The sequence below is a fragment of the Streptomyces sp. NPDC013317 genome, assembly GCF_055563155.1.
In genome coordinates this window covers 516,833-529,084 of sequence record NZ_JBVHDX010000002.1, presented here as the reverse complement: position 1 = coordinate 529,084, position 12,252 = coordinate 516,833, and the positions used below count along the sequence as shown (strand labels likewise).

Below are 12,252 nucleotides of genomic sequence, written 5' to 3'. Positions count from 1 at the left end.
CCAGCAGGCGTCTCCCGCCCGCCCCTACCGCAGGCGCTCGCCGATCCGGGCGCGCATCGAGGCCATGGTGAAGCCGCGCGGGTCGACCTTCCCCGGCTGCCACTCCAGGTGGCCGATCACCGAGCGCTGGGTCCAGCCGTGCACCCGGCAGACCGCCGCCGCGGCCTTCTCGATGGCCTCCAGCTGGACCTTCGGCCACGGGTCCCTGCCGTCCCCGAGGTTCTCGCACTCGAAGCCGTAGAAGTGCCGGTTGCCGTCCGTCGTGGCCTCGTTGTCCGGCGGGAGGCGCTGCTCGGCGATGACCGCCCGCAGCACCTCGTCGTCACCGGCCCCCGCGTGATTGGCGCGGCCGTAGCCGACGAGATGGACCCGGCCGTCCTTGGCGATCACACCGTGGCAGAGAGGCCCGGGCAGGGCGTCGTGCCCGTCCCGGCAGAGCCGGACGGTGTTCGCGGTGCCCCGGGTGACCGTGTGATGGATCATCACGCCGTGGACCGGCCCCCAGGGGCCCTTGTGGTTGCGGTTGTGCGTACGCCACTCGCCGACCTGGACGACCGAGAGGCCCTCGGCGCGGAGGGCGTCGAGGAACCTGCTCGGGGACATGGGTGGGGCCATGACCGCCTCCTTCGGGATAAGCGGAACGGGACGGGGTCGAAGTGCCCCGTGCAACGGAGTACCGGAGGAAGCGGCTCCGCGGCTATCCCGTTCGGCCGGTGTACGAGCCGATCCGGACACGGCGCCACGGGGCGGGCGGAGCTGCGTTGTTCGAGTGGAACCGAAGGGCATGCCCAGCCGGAAGCCGATCACTCCCACTCATTTGTGTAATGGCGCGCGCACTCTCCGTGCTGAAAGGCTTTCGCTCGCAGGTCATTCACATCGAGAGGGAGTTCCATGTCCGTTGGTTCGGTTGGCGACGAGGTCCGCGCGGAACAGACAGCCCCGCAGCAGAGTCTCGGTACCGCCGCCGCGCGGAACCTGGCTACCACCACCAAGTCCGCGCCCCAGATGCAGGAGATCACCTCCCGGTGGCTGCTGCGCACGCTGCCGTGGGTGCAGGTCCAGGGCGGTACCTACCGGGTGAACCGGAGGCTCAGCTACTCCGTGGGTGACGGTCGCGTCACCTTCGTGCAGACCGGAGAGCGTGTCGCGGTGATCCCCGCCGAACTCGGCGAACTCCCCGCGTTGCGTGGTTACGAGGACGAGGAGGCCCTCGCCGAGCTCGCCTCGCGCTGCCGTCAGCGGGAGTACGCGCCGGGCGAGGTGATCGCCTCCGCCGGCGAGTCCGCCGACCGCGTCCACCTTCTCGCGCACGGCAGGATCGAGCAGATCGGCGAGGGACCGTACGGCGACGAGGCGGTCCTGGGTGTCCTCGCCGACGGTTCGTACTTCGGCGACAGCGCGCTCACCCACCCGGACGCCACATGGGAGTGGACCGCCCGCGCGGCCACCGCCTGCACCGTCCTCGAACTGACCCGCGACGACGTGCGCAACCTGGCCGAGCGGGCCACCTCGCTCGCCGACCACCTCGCGAGCATCGCCGCCCTGCCCCACCAGCGCACCAACAAGTACGGCGAGGCCGAGATCGACCTCTCCGCCGGCCACGTCGGCGAGGCGACCGTCCCGCACACGTACGTGGACTACGACGCCTCGCCGCGCGAGTACGAACTCTCGGTCGCACAGACGGTCCTGAAGGTCCACAGCAGGGTCGCCGACCTCTACAACCAGCCGATGAACCAGACCGAGCAGCAGTTGCGGCTCACGGTCGAGGCGCTGCGCGAGCGCCAGGAGCACGAGCTGATCAACAACCGCGAGTTCGGCCTGCTCTCCAACTGCGACTACGAGCAGCGCCTCCAGCCCCACGACGGCGTGCCCAGCCCGGACGACATGGACGAGCTCCTCTCGCGCCGCCGGGGCTCCAAGATGTTCCTCGCCCACCCGCGCGCCATCGCCGCCTTCGGGCGCGAGTGCAACCGGCGCGGGCTCGTCCCCGAGTCCATCGAGATCAACGGCAACCGGATCCCGACCTGGCGCGGGGTGCCGATCTACCCGTGCAACAAGATCCCGGTCTCCGACGCCCGGACCACGTCGATCATCTGCATGCGTACGGGCGAGTCCGAGCAGGGCGTGATCGGCCTGCACCAGACGGGCATCCCGGACGAGATCGAGCCGAGCCTCTCCGTCCGCTTCATGGGCATCGACGAGCAGGCGATCATCTCCTATCTCGTCACGGCCTACTACTCGGCGGCGGTCCTCGTGCCCGACGCCCTGGGAGTCCTGGAGAACGTGGAGGTCAGCCGCTGGCGCTGACGCGCCGGCCCCGGTGACCGTGACGGGGGCCGTGCCGACCGGCCCCCGTCACGGCCGCCGTGCGGAGCACTGAGCACCGAGCGCCGAGCACCCAGTACCCCGTACCGAGCACCTGTACCGAGCGCCGAGCCTCCACGAAAGCAGGAACCGTGACCATGACCCGGGCGGACGCCGTGGCCGACCCCCAGGACGCCGTGGCGCTCCTCGACCAGACGCGGAGCGTCGTCGATCCCCAGCTGCGTTCCACCATCGAGTCGTTACCGGGCGACATACGGAAAGTCGCGATGTACCACTTCGGCTGGGAGCAGGCCGACGGCTCCCCGGCCGACGGCCGGACGGGCAAGGCGATCCGGCCCGCTCTGGTCCTCGCCGCCGCCCGGGCGCTCGGCGGCGACCCGGCGCCCGCCGTGCGGGCCGCCGCCGCGGTGGAGCTCGCGCACAACTTCAGCCTGCTCCACGACGACATCGTGGACGAGGACCCGACCCGCCGGCACCGGCCCACGGCCTGGACGGTGTTCGGCATCCCCGAGGCGCTGATCGCGGGCGACGCCGTGCTGGCGCTCGCGCTACGGCTGCTCGCCGAGGACGGACACCCGGTCGCGGCCGCCGCCTCGGCCCGGCTCGCCGCCTGTGTCATCGAGCTCTGCGCCGGCCAGCAGGCGGACTGCGCGTTCGAGCGGCGCGCTCCGTACGAGATCACGCTGGACGAGTGTGTGGCGATGGCCACCGCCAAGACCGGCGCTCTGCTCGGCTGCGCCTGCGCCCTCGGCGCGCTGTACGCGGGCGCGGCGGAGGAGGAGGTCGCGGCGATGGACGCGTTCGGCCGGGAGGCCGGGCTCGCGTTCCAGCTCATCGACGACCTGATCGGCATCTGGGGCGATCCGGACCGCACGGGCAAGCCGGCCGGCGCGGATCTCGCCGCCCGCAAGAAGTCGCTGCCGGTGGTCGCCGCGCTCGCCTCGGGGACCGCGGCGGGGGAGGAGCTGGCCGAGCTGTACTCGCGTAAGGATATGGACGCCCGGGCCGTACGGGCGGCGGCGGACGCCGTCGAGCGGGCGGGTGGCCGGGACTGGGCGCAGGCCCAGGCGGCCGACCGGATGGCCCGCGCCGTACAGCAGCTCTCCCGGGCGGTCCCCGACCTGGCCGCGGCCGGGGATCTGCTCGCCCTGGCGGAGTTCGTCACGCGCCGGACGCGCTGACCGGCCGGTCCTCCGGGACGATCCGGCGGACCGCCGTCTCGATGAGGTCGTCCAGTTCGCGGTCGCCGTGGAGCCCGGGGACCGTGAAGTGGTCGAAGAGCAGTCCGGTCAGGGCGAAGTAGAGCAGCCGGACGGTGTCCGCGTCGCCCGGCATCCCCCCTTCGAGGTGCATGCGGATGTTGAGGTCGAGGTCGTGGCGCAGCACCTTCGTGAGCTGCTCGCGCAGTTCGGGGCGGCGGGTGGCCTCCAGGCGGAGTTCGAACAGCCCCAGGTAGCAGGTGCGCTCGGCGGCCAACCGCCGCGCGAGCCACCGCATCAGCTCCACGACCAGCTCACGGCTGGGCTCGGGCCGCATGGCCGTGTCCACCGCGCCCGGCTCCGGGGTGAGCCGTACGAAGATCCGGTCCCCGACCTGGGAGAGCAGCTGGTCCCGGTCGGTGAAGTAGTTCGACGAGGTGCCCGTGGGCACACCCGCCCGGGCGTCCACCGCTCGGAAGGTGAGCCCACGGGCACCTTCGTCTGCGAGGACCTCGATCGCCGCGTCGAGCAGCGCTGCTCGACGCTCCGGATTTCTCGCCACCGGACCTCCTGATTCCGCTTCTCTTCGGAAGATAGCCCTTGCGTAACCACTACAGGTGAAGCACTATAGCCGTCGTGGTTGCGAATGCGGCCGCACATCTCGGACATCCGACAGACGAAGAGGACCGGTTTGCGCAAGCTCACCTACTACATCGCGTGCAGCATCGACGGCTTCATCGGCGACCCCCAGGGCGACGCCACGTCCATGTTCGCGTTCCTGGACCCGGAGTACGTGGGGTTCATGGCCGCCGAGTACCCCGAGACCATCCCCACCCAGGGGCGTGAGTCGTTGGGCATCGACGCGGACAACAAGCACTTCGACACCGTCATTCAGGGCCTCGGCTCGTACCAGCTCGCCCTGGACATCGGCGTCACCAGCCCGTACGGGCATATGAGGGAGATCGTCGCGAGTCGCTCGCTGACCGAGTCGCCCGACCCGAACGTCGAGCTGATCGCCGACGACCTGGTCGGCCGGGTCCGTGAGCTGAAGGCCGAGGACAGTCCGCTCGGCATCTGGCTCTGCGGCGGGTCCGTCGTCGCGGGCGAGCTCATCGAGGAGATCGACGAGCTCATCATCAAGACGTACCCGCAGGTCTACGGCTCCGGAATGCCGATGTTCGGCGCCGGGTTCGAGCCCCGCGACTTCGAACTGGGCGCCGTGCGGACCTTCGACAACGGCGTGCTCGTCCGTACGTACACCAGGAAGCGGTGACCAGGGGCGCGCCCTACCCTGGGAGGTATGGGCAGCGAAATCCCGCGTACGGTTCGGGACCCGCAGGCCACGCCCACATGCCCGGCCTGCGGAGAGTCCCTCGGCATCGTCGCGAAGCGGCACAAGGTCCTCGGGGCCTGGGTGCCGGAGTGGGAAGTCCAGCCGTGCCGTAACCCGCGGTGCGGGCTCTACGTCCGGCCCGAGCGCGCCGACGCCGAGGGCGACGAGCCCGGCGACGGTGCGGGGGAGACCGCGGGCGCGGTGGCGAACGGCGTTCCCGCGGGAGTCGCCGAGGACGGCACGGAAGCCGCTACCCCGCACGTGACCGGCAAGAACGGCGAGACCGGGAGAAGTCCGGCCACAGGGTGACCGGCCGCGCGAAGAAGCCGGTCAGACCGCTACAGTCCGCGCATGTCATCGGAGTCGACGGAAGTCTGGACCGGCTGGTACCGGGACCGCAACGGCGCGGAAGCGATCGTGATCACGGTGGACGGACGGCAGGTGTCCGCCCGCATCAGGGGAGTCGAGTACACGGGCGCGAGCTTCGCCGCCCTGCGCGCCGCGGAGACGGCGGAGACGGCGGAGAAGAACGGTGAGGCCCTCACCGGCTGCGTCCTGGAATGGGACCTTCCGCTCCCCGTCGTGCTGGACGGAACCGCCCAGCAGGCCACCCTCTGCTGCCTGCTGACGCTCGGCGAGCGGGCGGACCTGAGCCTGACGCTGCACTACGGCGGGACGGCCTACGAGTCGGGCATCGCGGGCGGCGACTTCGAGGAGGCGCTCGACCGGGTGAGGCGCCAGCTGCCGCAGGGCGCGGCGTTCGGGCGCCGGCTGCTGCAGACGGCCTGACGGGAGGCTCCCGGCGATGGCGAGTCTTCCGGAGATCAAGGCCCTGTTGGGCGAGCCCCGGTTCAACTGGTCGGATCCGGCTCCGTGGACCGAACTGGAGCAGGAGCTAGGTGTCGCGCTTCCCGCGGACTTCCGCGAGATCGTGGACGCCTACGGTTCGATCGGGATCAACAAACAGCTGTATCTGACGCACCCCGCTGGCCATCTCCTCCACAGCCTCGGGAGGAAGATCCAGGGGAATCTGGAACTCTGGCGCGACGACGACATGGTGGAGTTCCTGCCGAGTCCGGTGGGGCCGAACCCCGGAGAGCTGATCCCGGTGGCGTCGGCGACGACGGGTGAGGCGATCTTCCTCCGCGTTCCCGACGACGCCTCGTCGCCGTGGCGCGTGGTGGTCCAGGAATTCGACAGTCCGTCCTGGACCCTCTACGAGATGACGTTCGGCGCGTGGTTGCTGGCTTATCTCAAGGGCAGGGACGTCACGCTGTGCTCCCGCGACCTCGCGCCTGACGGGCCGTTCTGGGCCTTCCTGCCCTGAGAACGCGACCGGTGGTCTCTCCCGTCACGAGGACGGGAGAGACCACCGGGTGGCGGGGCGGTGGTCACGCGAGGTCACGGCCATGTGCGACCGTGGTCAGGCGAGGCCGTCCCAGGTCCAGCGCGGGGTGGGGCCGGGGTCGCCGAGGTCCGTGCCCGGTGCCGAGGCCGAGACGTCCTTGGCGATCCGCGTCCCCCAGTCGAAGTACTCCACGACCCGTCGCCGCAGCAGTTCGTCGTCCGGGAGCTCCTTCTCCACGGCCGCCGTCATCAGCTCCATCCACCGCAGCCGCTGTTCCTCGGTGATGCCCAGACCGAGATGGGCACGGAGCAGGGCCTGGTGCCCGCCGAGCTCCGCCGTGAACGCGGCGGGCCCCGAGAAGACCTCCGCCAGCCATACGGCGACGTGCTCGACGTGGGCGGCGGTGAAGTCGGCGAAGACCGGCGCGAGGAGGGTGTCGGCCAGTACCGCTTCGTAGAAGGTCTCGGAGAGCCGGCGCAGGGCGTCGGCACCGCCCACTGCCTCGTACAGGGTGTCGGTGTGCTCGGCGGTCATGAAACGCCTCCGGATCCGGGATGTGTCCACCCAGCTTTCAGGTAACACGCCCCGGATCCAAGGATGTTCGCTCTCGGCGGGGCGAACGGCGGCCGCTGCCGTCCGCCCCGCCGGGACGCGGTCCGGGCAGGCGGTCAGGACGCCTTGAACGCCGTGGCGAGGCCGTTGCGCCAGAGCTGGTCGACGCGCGACCGCTCCTGGGCGTTGGGCTGGGCGTTCTGGCAGGAGGTGCCCGGCCCGCCGCCGGACATCAGCTCGCTGCACGGGCCCGAGTAGTGGTCGGGGAGGCCGAGGACGTGCCCGGTCTCGTGGGCGGTGACACGGGTGGAGTTGTACTGCTGGTTCTGCCGGTAGTCGAGGAAGATGTACCCGTTGCCGTGGCCGTCCGTGCTGGCGTACGACCCGCGCGAGTCATTGCCCTCGTAGTAGCGGAAGTCCGGGTTGCTGCCCTCCACCAGCCGTACGTTGACCACCGAGCTGTTCCATATCTGGGTGCTCCGGGAGATCTGCGTACGGAAGCTCGGGGCGTTGGAGGCGCTGTAGACGACCGTGACGGCGGCCGCGCCGGGGTTGGCGGCCCGCTTCTTCGCCACGGACTTCATCACGGCCTCGTGGAAGGCCTTGGTCGCCCTGGCGTCCTCGGCGGACCCCTCGTACGCGGCGAACCCGGCGGGTGCGGCGACGGATTCGACGGGTGCGGCGGCGGAGGCGGTGGGGACGCCCAGCGCGGCGGCGAGTCCGAGGCCGACGGTGGCGGCGAGCGAGGTGGTGAGGACCTTGGGGTGTCTCATGGGGGGTGGCTCCTCCTGGTCGGTTGGGGAGAGTGTCGGGGGAGCCGGGGCGGGTGCGGATGATGGCAGCAGGCGATAGCGCGAACGCATCACGCCACCGGGGTGCGCGGGAGGGTCGTCGCTGCGCCGTCCCCCTCCGGTCGATCCCGCTCCGGTTCATCCAACTCTCCCCGATTTCACGCCAATTGCAGGGATGAGGGTGTCTGGTGCGGCGCAGGGTGCCGCCCTACTCTCGGGGCATGGAGCTGGAGGTGAGACATCTGCGCGTACTCTGCGCCATCGCGGAGACGGGCAGCCTGCACAAGGCGGCACGGCAACTGGGCATGAGCCAACCCTCGTTGACGACACAATTGCGCCGGATCGAGAACTCCCTGGGCGCGGAGCTCTTCGCGCGCGGGCGCACCGGCTGCCGTCCCACACCCCTCGGCCGCTCGGTGCTCAGCAGGGCCCGCCCGCTGGTCGACCAGATGGCCACGCTGATCACCGAGGCAAGGGCCGCGGCGGCGCGCACCGACGGGCCGCTCCTGCGGGTCGGGTCGACGGCGAGCCGGGCCCTCCCGGGCTGGCTGCGCCGGCTCCGTCAGGGCCTCACCGGCACGGACATCGCACTCCACATGGACGTCTCCGCCAACGCCCTGCTGCGGTCGGTCGCTGCGGGGCAGCTGGACGTCGCCTTCGTCCACGAGGTCGAGGGCTGCCCACTGCGGGTGCCGGACGGCCTGCTGGCCCGGGTCCTGGTCGAACGGGAGCCGCAGTTCGTCGCGCTGGCCCGCGACCACCCGGCCGCCGCGCTGGCGGTGGTGGAGCTGGCCGACCTGGCGGAGGACCGCTGGATGGTCGACCCGACGGTGGACGGCGAATGGGACGGTCTGCGACGGGTCCTGGGCGAGGCCGGCATCGACCCGCCGCTGCTCCACGGCGACTACCACACGGCGGCGTCCCTGATCGCGCTCGGCGAGGCGGTGGCGCCCTGCCAACCGACATCGTTGCCACGCGAGGACATGGCGATCCGCCCCCTCCGCGACGACCCCCTGGCGGTACGCCTCCTGCTCTACGCCCGCGAGGAAGCCCTCCTGGAACCCCTGTACGCGGACCTCGCGGAGGCGTACCGCGAGGCGGCGCACCGCGCGGCGCCGTACCGCCGGTGGCTCCGCCACCGCGGGATGTCGGTGGGGGCGGGCATGATGACGGCATGACGGACCGCGCAGACACCTCGCCCGACCCGGGCCACCCCGGGGAGAGGCCGCCACCGGCCGGTGCCCTGGTACGGCGCGCGCGGCCCGAGGACCTCGACCGGGTCGCCGAACTGGCCGCGGACCACGCCGCGTACGAGCAGGCGACCCCGCCCGCCCCGGGCCTCACGGACCGCCTCGCCCGTCTCCTCTTCGGTCCGGAACCTCCCCGTCTGCGCTGCCTGGTGGCCGAACTCCCGAACGGCCGCCTGGCCGGCTACGCCACCTGCGCCCCGGAGCTCCGCTACACCCTCCCGGTGGAGCCGCCACGGTGACGGATGTCGTGCCCGTTGCTTCGCAACGTGCCGTGATGTGTGTGTAATTCTGATGGTCTTACGTATATCGGGGGTAAGGGTGTTGCACCATCGTGGGCTCATGGCCGGTGCGTCCGTCGTGGCGGGCGTGCTGGTGAGCGTCTGTGTGAACCTGATGACCGATCAATGGAGCCTGACGTTGATCGGTGCCACGGTGGGGTGCGCTCTCGTCTGGGCCACCCTTGAGTTCGTGCGCGCGCGTGACCAGAACGCCGAGCGCCGGATCGCGGTGCGTGTCCGCGCCACGAATGGAGGGCGGATCGCCGACTCGCCGACCCACGTCGCGGCGTCCGCTTCCCACGTCACTGTCGACAGGTCCGCTGAGGGCGGAAGCATCGAGGCAAGCACCGTGACGGTGGGCAGCGACGCCGAGGTGACCCAGCATGCCTCCGGCCGAGGGGCAGTCAGCGGCAGCGACATCACCGTTCACTGAGGGGGAGGACCGTGGTGGAACACGCGGGCGGGTCGTTGCTGGGGCGCGAGGACGAGAGGGCGGAATTCGAGGCGTTCCTCCAGGGTGACGATCGCGTGCTTCTCTACTGGGGCGTGGCGGGTCAGGGGAAGTCCACTCTGGTCGAACACCTCGCCGCGCGCTGTCCCAAGGACGGATACGTCGTGGACCTCGAGTACACGGCCGGTCGGCGGATTCCCTCGTCCCACTCCGCCGACGCCGCTCGGGAGCTTCTGGACGAGCTCGCCGACGTGCTCGGTGGTTGGTGCGGAACCGGAACCCCCGCCTACCGCCGTGCGGCGGACCGGGCCGACGCCGACGAACAGGCGCTGCTCACCCGCAACATCACGCTGAAGGCGTCGGTGATCGCCCGAGGCGGCTCGTCGATCGTCGACTCTCCGGTCTCCCTGAGCGCCGGCAGCATCACGGAGCCCTTGGCGAACCTCCGCGCGCTCAACAGGTCGAAGCTGGTGCGGGCGTTGTGTGACGACCTGCGGAAGGCGGACCTGTCCGGTCAGGTCCTGTTCGTGGACACCACCGAGCGTCTTCACTACCTCGACGAGGTCGCCCATTTCGAGGCCGGCGGAGGAGCCCGGGGCACGCACGGGATCGGGCACTGGTTCGCCAATCGCTTCGTCCCGCACCTCCTGACCAGCGCGAAGGGCCTGAGACTGGTGCTCGCCGGCCGCGAGGAGGTGCCGATGAAGCCCGGCATCCGTTGCCGGCGGCGAGAGTTGCGGAACTGGTCCCCGACCGACAGCGACGCCTATCTGGCTTCGCGCGGTCAGGCGGCCGCAGGGTTCCAGCAGGCCGTCTATCGCCTGTGCAAGGGCCATCCCGGCTGGACCAGCATGCTGAGCGACACCGCGGCGATCCTCGACTGGGGCGAGATCGACCTCTTCGAGCTTGAACGGACGGCACGTGACCGCCCTGCCGAGGAGTGGCTCCCCCATGTGTTTCTGAGCCGTATCCCGGAGCACAGGAGAGCCGTCGTCGTCGCTGCGGCGACCCTGAGGTCCGTGGTCAAGGAGGCCATCGCCGCTGTGCTGGAGGGTCCTCTCCAGGGTGAGGATTGGTTCGAGAGCCTCACCGCGTACTCGTTCGTCCAGTTGCGCAGGGCTCACCGGCAGAGGTCGTCGTGGCATTTCCACCCCATGGTCCGCGGTGCCATCCTCAGCCACCTCGGGGGGCAGGAGCCGCTGAGGCTCCTGGAGTGGCACGGGCGGGCGGCCGCCTACTTCTCCCGCTCGGGTGATCTGGAGGACGAGCTGTACCACCGGTTCTGCTCCGGCGACACGAGCAAGGACGGGGAGTGGCACCGCCTCTTCCAGGCGGCGAACATGGCATGCGACTACGACTCAGGCCTCAGGGTCATCGAGCTCGTCACCGCCCACGAGGTCCGCCAGGGCCTCCTCCGCACGATGCCCGGCCTGGTGAGCCACGCCCTGACGCTCAGGTCCGACATCTCCCTTCACCAAGGCCGTCTGGACGACGCGGTCGCCGACGCCGAAGAGGCGCTCAGGATCGCACGCGAGGAGGACCTCGGGCGTGAGGAGGCCAAGGCTCTGCTTCTCCTGGGGACCGTGTCGCAGCGGCGGAGCGAACTCAGCAGAGCAAAAGAGCTCTTGAGGCAGGCCTTCGACATCTGCCTGACCACGGGTGACACCCAGAACGGGGCGAACTGCCAGTTGCATCTGGGATCCGTCGCGGCCCGGCAGGCCGACTACGTCACGGCCTCCGCATGCTTCAGCGTGGCCGCGGAGCTCTACGAGCAACTCGGGGACGTACTGGGGGAGGCCAACGTCCATTGGGAGCACGGCACCGCGCTGCGCAGGGTCGGCCGGCTCGGCGAGAGCAGGGAGGCGCTCCGGCAGGCCGTCTCGAAGTACCGTGGCCTCGGCTTCAAACTCGGCGTGGCCAATGCCCTGCGAGAGGAAGGCGGGATCTATCTGCGCGAAGGGCGTGCCAAGGAAGGCCGGAACGCGCTTCACGAAGCGCTGAGTCTCTACCGCGAGATCGGCGACCGACTGGGCGAGGCGGCGTCCCGGGCGGAACTGTCCTTCCTGGAGCTGACAGAGGGTGATGCGGACACCGCCCACGGATCGCTGCGCGATGCCGCGGCCCTGTACTCCTCCATCGGCAACGAGCTCGGCGTGGCCGACACGAACCTGCTGAGCGCCCAGGTGCTGGCCCACCAAGGGGCTCTCGACGAGGCACTCGCACATGTGACGCGCGCTGCGACAGCCTATGGGCACCTCGAGAGCCGTCTGGGCCAGGCCAACTGTCTCCTGCTCGCCGGGGTGTTCATGCTGATGAAGGGCGCGGTGGCCGAGGCGAATGTCAGCCTGGCCAGGGCGGTCCGGGCCTTCCGGGAAATCGGCAACGCACAAGGGGAGCGGCTGGCGCTCGGAGAGCGTTCACGCGCGGCGCTCCTGGAACAGGATGGCGATCTGGCTGTCCGTCTGGCCAGACGCGCCGTGCACGTCTCGTCGTTCATGGGCAGCAAGGTGGCCGTGGCCGAGAGCATGATGGCTCTGGGCGCCGCGGAACTCGCCCAGGGGCGGACGAAGCAGGCGGTACGCCTCTTCGCTGCCGGTCGTGACCTCTTCGACGAGCTCGGGGTGGAGCATCAGGTCCAGGATGCCGCACATGACCGTCAGTCAGGCCTTCTTCGTCTTCTGGTGGACGACCAGGTCGGTGCCCTGCGGACTTGATCGCTGCACGT

At 70.5% G+C, this 12,252-nt stretch carries 14 protein-coding genes; 10 read left to right on the top strand and 4 right to left on the bottom strand.

Annotated features, from left to right (window positions below; translation table 11 throughout):
• Positions 1–24: 24 nt before the first annotated feature.
• The gene (locus ACZ3IJ_RS07115; protein ID WP_391798512.1) at positions 25–615 is read right to left on the bottom strand and encodes an N-acetylmuramoyl-L-alanine amidase; all 591 of its coding nucleotides are present in this window, start codon (positions 613–615) and stop codon (positions 25–27) included.
• Positions 616–891: 276 nt separating this feature from the next.
• Here ACZ3IJ_RS07115 and ACZ3IJ_RS07110 point away from each other — a divergent pair, with 276 nt between their 5' ends.
• Positions 892–2,307 carry a family 2B encapsulin nanocompartment shell protein gene (locus tag ACZ3IJ_RS07110; protein WP_467466653.1) on the top strand — a complete coding sequence of 472 codons (1,416 nt, stop codon included), beginning with the start codon at positions 892–894 and terminating at the stop codon, positions 2,305–2,307.
• A gap of 155 nt (positions 2,308–2,462) precedes the next feature.
• The gene (locus ACZ3IJ_RS07105) at positions 2,463–3,506 is read left to right on the top strand and encodes a family 2 encapsulin nanocompartment cargo protein polyprenyl transferase (RefSeq protein ID WP_467466652.1); all 1,044 of its coding nucleotides are present in this window, start codon (positions 2,463–2,465) and stop codon (positions 3,504–3,506) included.
• Here ACZ3IJ_RS07105 and ACZ3IJ_RS07100 read toward each other — a convergent pair.
• On the bottom strand, positions 3,487–4,086 hold the full coding sequence (locus tag ACZ3IJ_RS07100) for a TetR/AcrR family transcriptional regulator (protein WP_467466651.1): 600 nt from the start codon (positions 4,084–4,086) through the stop codon (positions 3,487–3,489). The genes ACZ3IJ_RS07105 and ACZ3IJ_RS07100 overlap by 20 nt on opposite strands.
• A gap of 129 nt (positions 4,087–4,215) precedes the next feature.
• Here ACZ3IJ_RS07100 and ACZ3IJ_RS07095 point away from each other — a divergent pair, with 129 nt between their 5' ends.
• From ACZ3IJ_RS07095 to ACZ3IJ_RS07080, 4 genes are read left to right on the top strand one after another with little or no spacing between them, the layout of a single operon-like run.
• On the top strand, positions 4,216–4,797 hold the full coding sequence (locus tag ACZ3IJ_RS07095) for a dihydrofolate reductase family protein (RefSeq protein ID WP_467466650.1): 582 nt from the start codon (positions 4,216–4,218) through the stop codon (positions 4,795–4,797).
• A 27-nt stretch (positions 4,798–4,824) separates the two neighbouring features.
• A complete protein-coding gene (locus ACZ3IJ_RS07090) occupies positions 4,825–5,166 on the top strand; it encodes a hypothetical protein (protein WP_467466649.1) in 342 nt (113 codons plus the stop codon).
• A 42-nt stretch (positions 5,167–5,208) separates the two neighbouring features.
• Positions 5,209–5,646 (top strand): DUF6304 family protein, encoded by a 438-nt coding sequence (locus tag ACZ3IJ_RS07085; protein ID WP_467466648.1) that lies wholly within the window; start codon positions 5,209–5,211, stop codon positions 5,644–5,646.
• Positions 5,647–5,662: 16 nt separating this feature from the next.
• Complete coding sequence (locus ACZ3IJ_RS07080; protein ID WP_467466647.1) at positions 5,663–6,184, top strand: SMI1/KNR4 family protein; 522 nt, start codon at positions 5,663–5,665, stop codon at positions 6,182–6,184.
• A gap of 96 nt (positions 6,185–6,280) precedes the next feature.
• On the opposite strand, the gene ACZ3IJ_RS07075 is transcribed toward ACZ3IJ_RS07080, so the two are convergent.
• Both ACZ3IJ_RS07075 and snpA read right to left on the bottom strand, forming a co-directional pair.
• A complete protein-coding gene (locus ACZ3IJ_RS07075) occupies positions 6,281–6,739 on the bottom strand; it encodes a group II truncated hemoglobin (RefSeq protein ID WP_467466646.1) in 459 nt (152 codons plus the stop codon).
• 134 nt (positions 6,740–6,873) lie between these two features.
• Positions 6,874–7,530 carry a snapalysin gene (gene snpA / locus ACZ3IJ_RS07070; protein WP_467466645.1) on the bottom strand — a complete coding sequence of 219 codons (657 nt, stop codon included), beginning with the start codon at positions 7,528–7,530 and terminating at the stop codon, positions 6,874–6,876.
• 239 nt (positions 7,531–7,769) lie between these two features.
• On the opposite strand from snpA, the gene ACZ3IJ_RS07065 reads away from it, so the two are divergent.
• The 4 genes from ACZ3IJ_RS07065 to ACZ3IJ_RS07050 all read left to right on the top strand — a co-directional run bounded on the left by ACZ3IJ_RS07065 (position 7,770) and on the right by ACZ3IJ_RS07050 (position 12,241).
• Positions 7,770–8,726 (top strand): LysR family transcriptional regulator, encoded by a 957-nt coding sequence (locus ACZ3IJ_RS07065; protein WP_467466644.1) that lies wholly within the window; start codon positions 7,770–7,772, stop codon positions 8,724–8,726.
• Positions 8,723–9,037, top strand: coding sequence for a GNAT family N-acetyltransferase (locus ACZ3IJ_RS07060; protein WP_467466643.1), 315 nt, complete (start codon positions 8,723–8,725; stop codon positions 9,035–9,037). Before ACZ3IJ_RS07065 ends, ACZ3IJ_RS07060 begins: the two co-directional genes overlap by 4 nt.
• A gap of 100 nt (positions 9,038–9,137) precedes the next feature.
• Positions 9,138–9,509 carry a hypothetical protein gene (locus ACZ3IJ_RS07055; RefSeq protein ID WP_467466642.1) on the top strand — a complete coding sequence of 124 codons (372 nt, stop codon included), beginning with the start codon at positions 9,138–9,140 and terminating at the stop codon, positions 9,507–9,509.
• A gap of 11 nt (positions 9,510–9,520) precedes the next feature.
• A complete protein-coding gene (locus ACZ3IJ_RS07050) occupies positions 9,521–12,241 on the top strand; it encodes an ATP-binding protein (RefSeq protein WP_467466641.1) in 2,721 nt (906 codons plus the stop codon).
• The last annotated feature ends 11 nt before the right edge of the window (positions 12,242–12,252 follow it).

What these genes read in the sequence shown, in the direction of transcription:
- ACZ3IJ_RS07085 (WP_467466648.1), top strand. Translation starts at nt 5,209, where the DNA reads ATGTCATCGGAGTCGACGGAAGTCTGGACCGGCTGGTACCGGGACCGC.
- ACZ3IJ_RS07105 (WP_467466652.1), top strand. Translation starts at nt 2,463, where the DNA reads ATGACCCGGGCGGACGCCGTGGCCGACCCCCAGGACGCCGTGGCGCTC.
- ACZ3IJ_RS07065 (WP_467466644.1), top strand. Translation starts at nt 7,770, where the DNA reads ATGGAGCTGGAGGTGAGACATCTGCGCGTACTCTGCGCCATCGCGGAG.
- snpA (WP_467466645.1), bottom strand. Translation starts at nt 7,530, where the DNA reads ATGAGACACCCCAAGGTCCTCACCACCTCGCTCGCCGCCACCGTCGGC.
- ACZ3IJ_RS07115 (WP_391798512.1), bottom strand. Translation starts at nt 615, where the DNA reads ATGGCCCCACCCATGTCCCCGAGCAGGTTCCTCGACGCCCTCCGCGCC.
- ACZ3IJ_RS07090 (WP_467466649.1), top strand. Translation starts at nt 4,825, where the DNA reads ATGGGCAGCGAAATCCCGCGTACGGTTCGGGACCCGCAGGCCACGCCC.
- ACZ3IJ_RS07055 (WP_467466642.1), top strand. Translation starts at nt 9,138, where the DNA reads ATGGCCGGTGCGTCCGTCGTGGCGGGCGTGCTGGTGAGCGTCTGTGTG.
- ACZ3IJ_RS07080 (WP_467466647.1), top strand. Translation starts at nt 5,663, where the DNA reads ATGGCGAGTCTTCCGGAGATCAAGGCCCTGTTGGGCGAGCCCCGGTTC.
- ACZ3IJ_RS07075 (WP_467466646.1), bottom strand. Translation starts at nt 6,739, where the DNA reads ATGACCGCCGAGCACACCGACACCCTGTACGAGGCAGTGGGCGGTGCC.
- ACZ3IJ_RS07110 (WP_467466653.1), top strand. Translation starts at nt 892, where the DNA reads ATGTCCGTTGGTTCGGTTGGCGACGAGGTCCGCGCGGAACAGACAGCC.
- ACZ3IJ_RS07060 (WP_467466643.1), top strand. Translation starts at nt 8,723, where the DNA reads ATGACGGACCGCGCAGACACCTCGCCCGACCCGGGCCACCCCGGGGAG.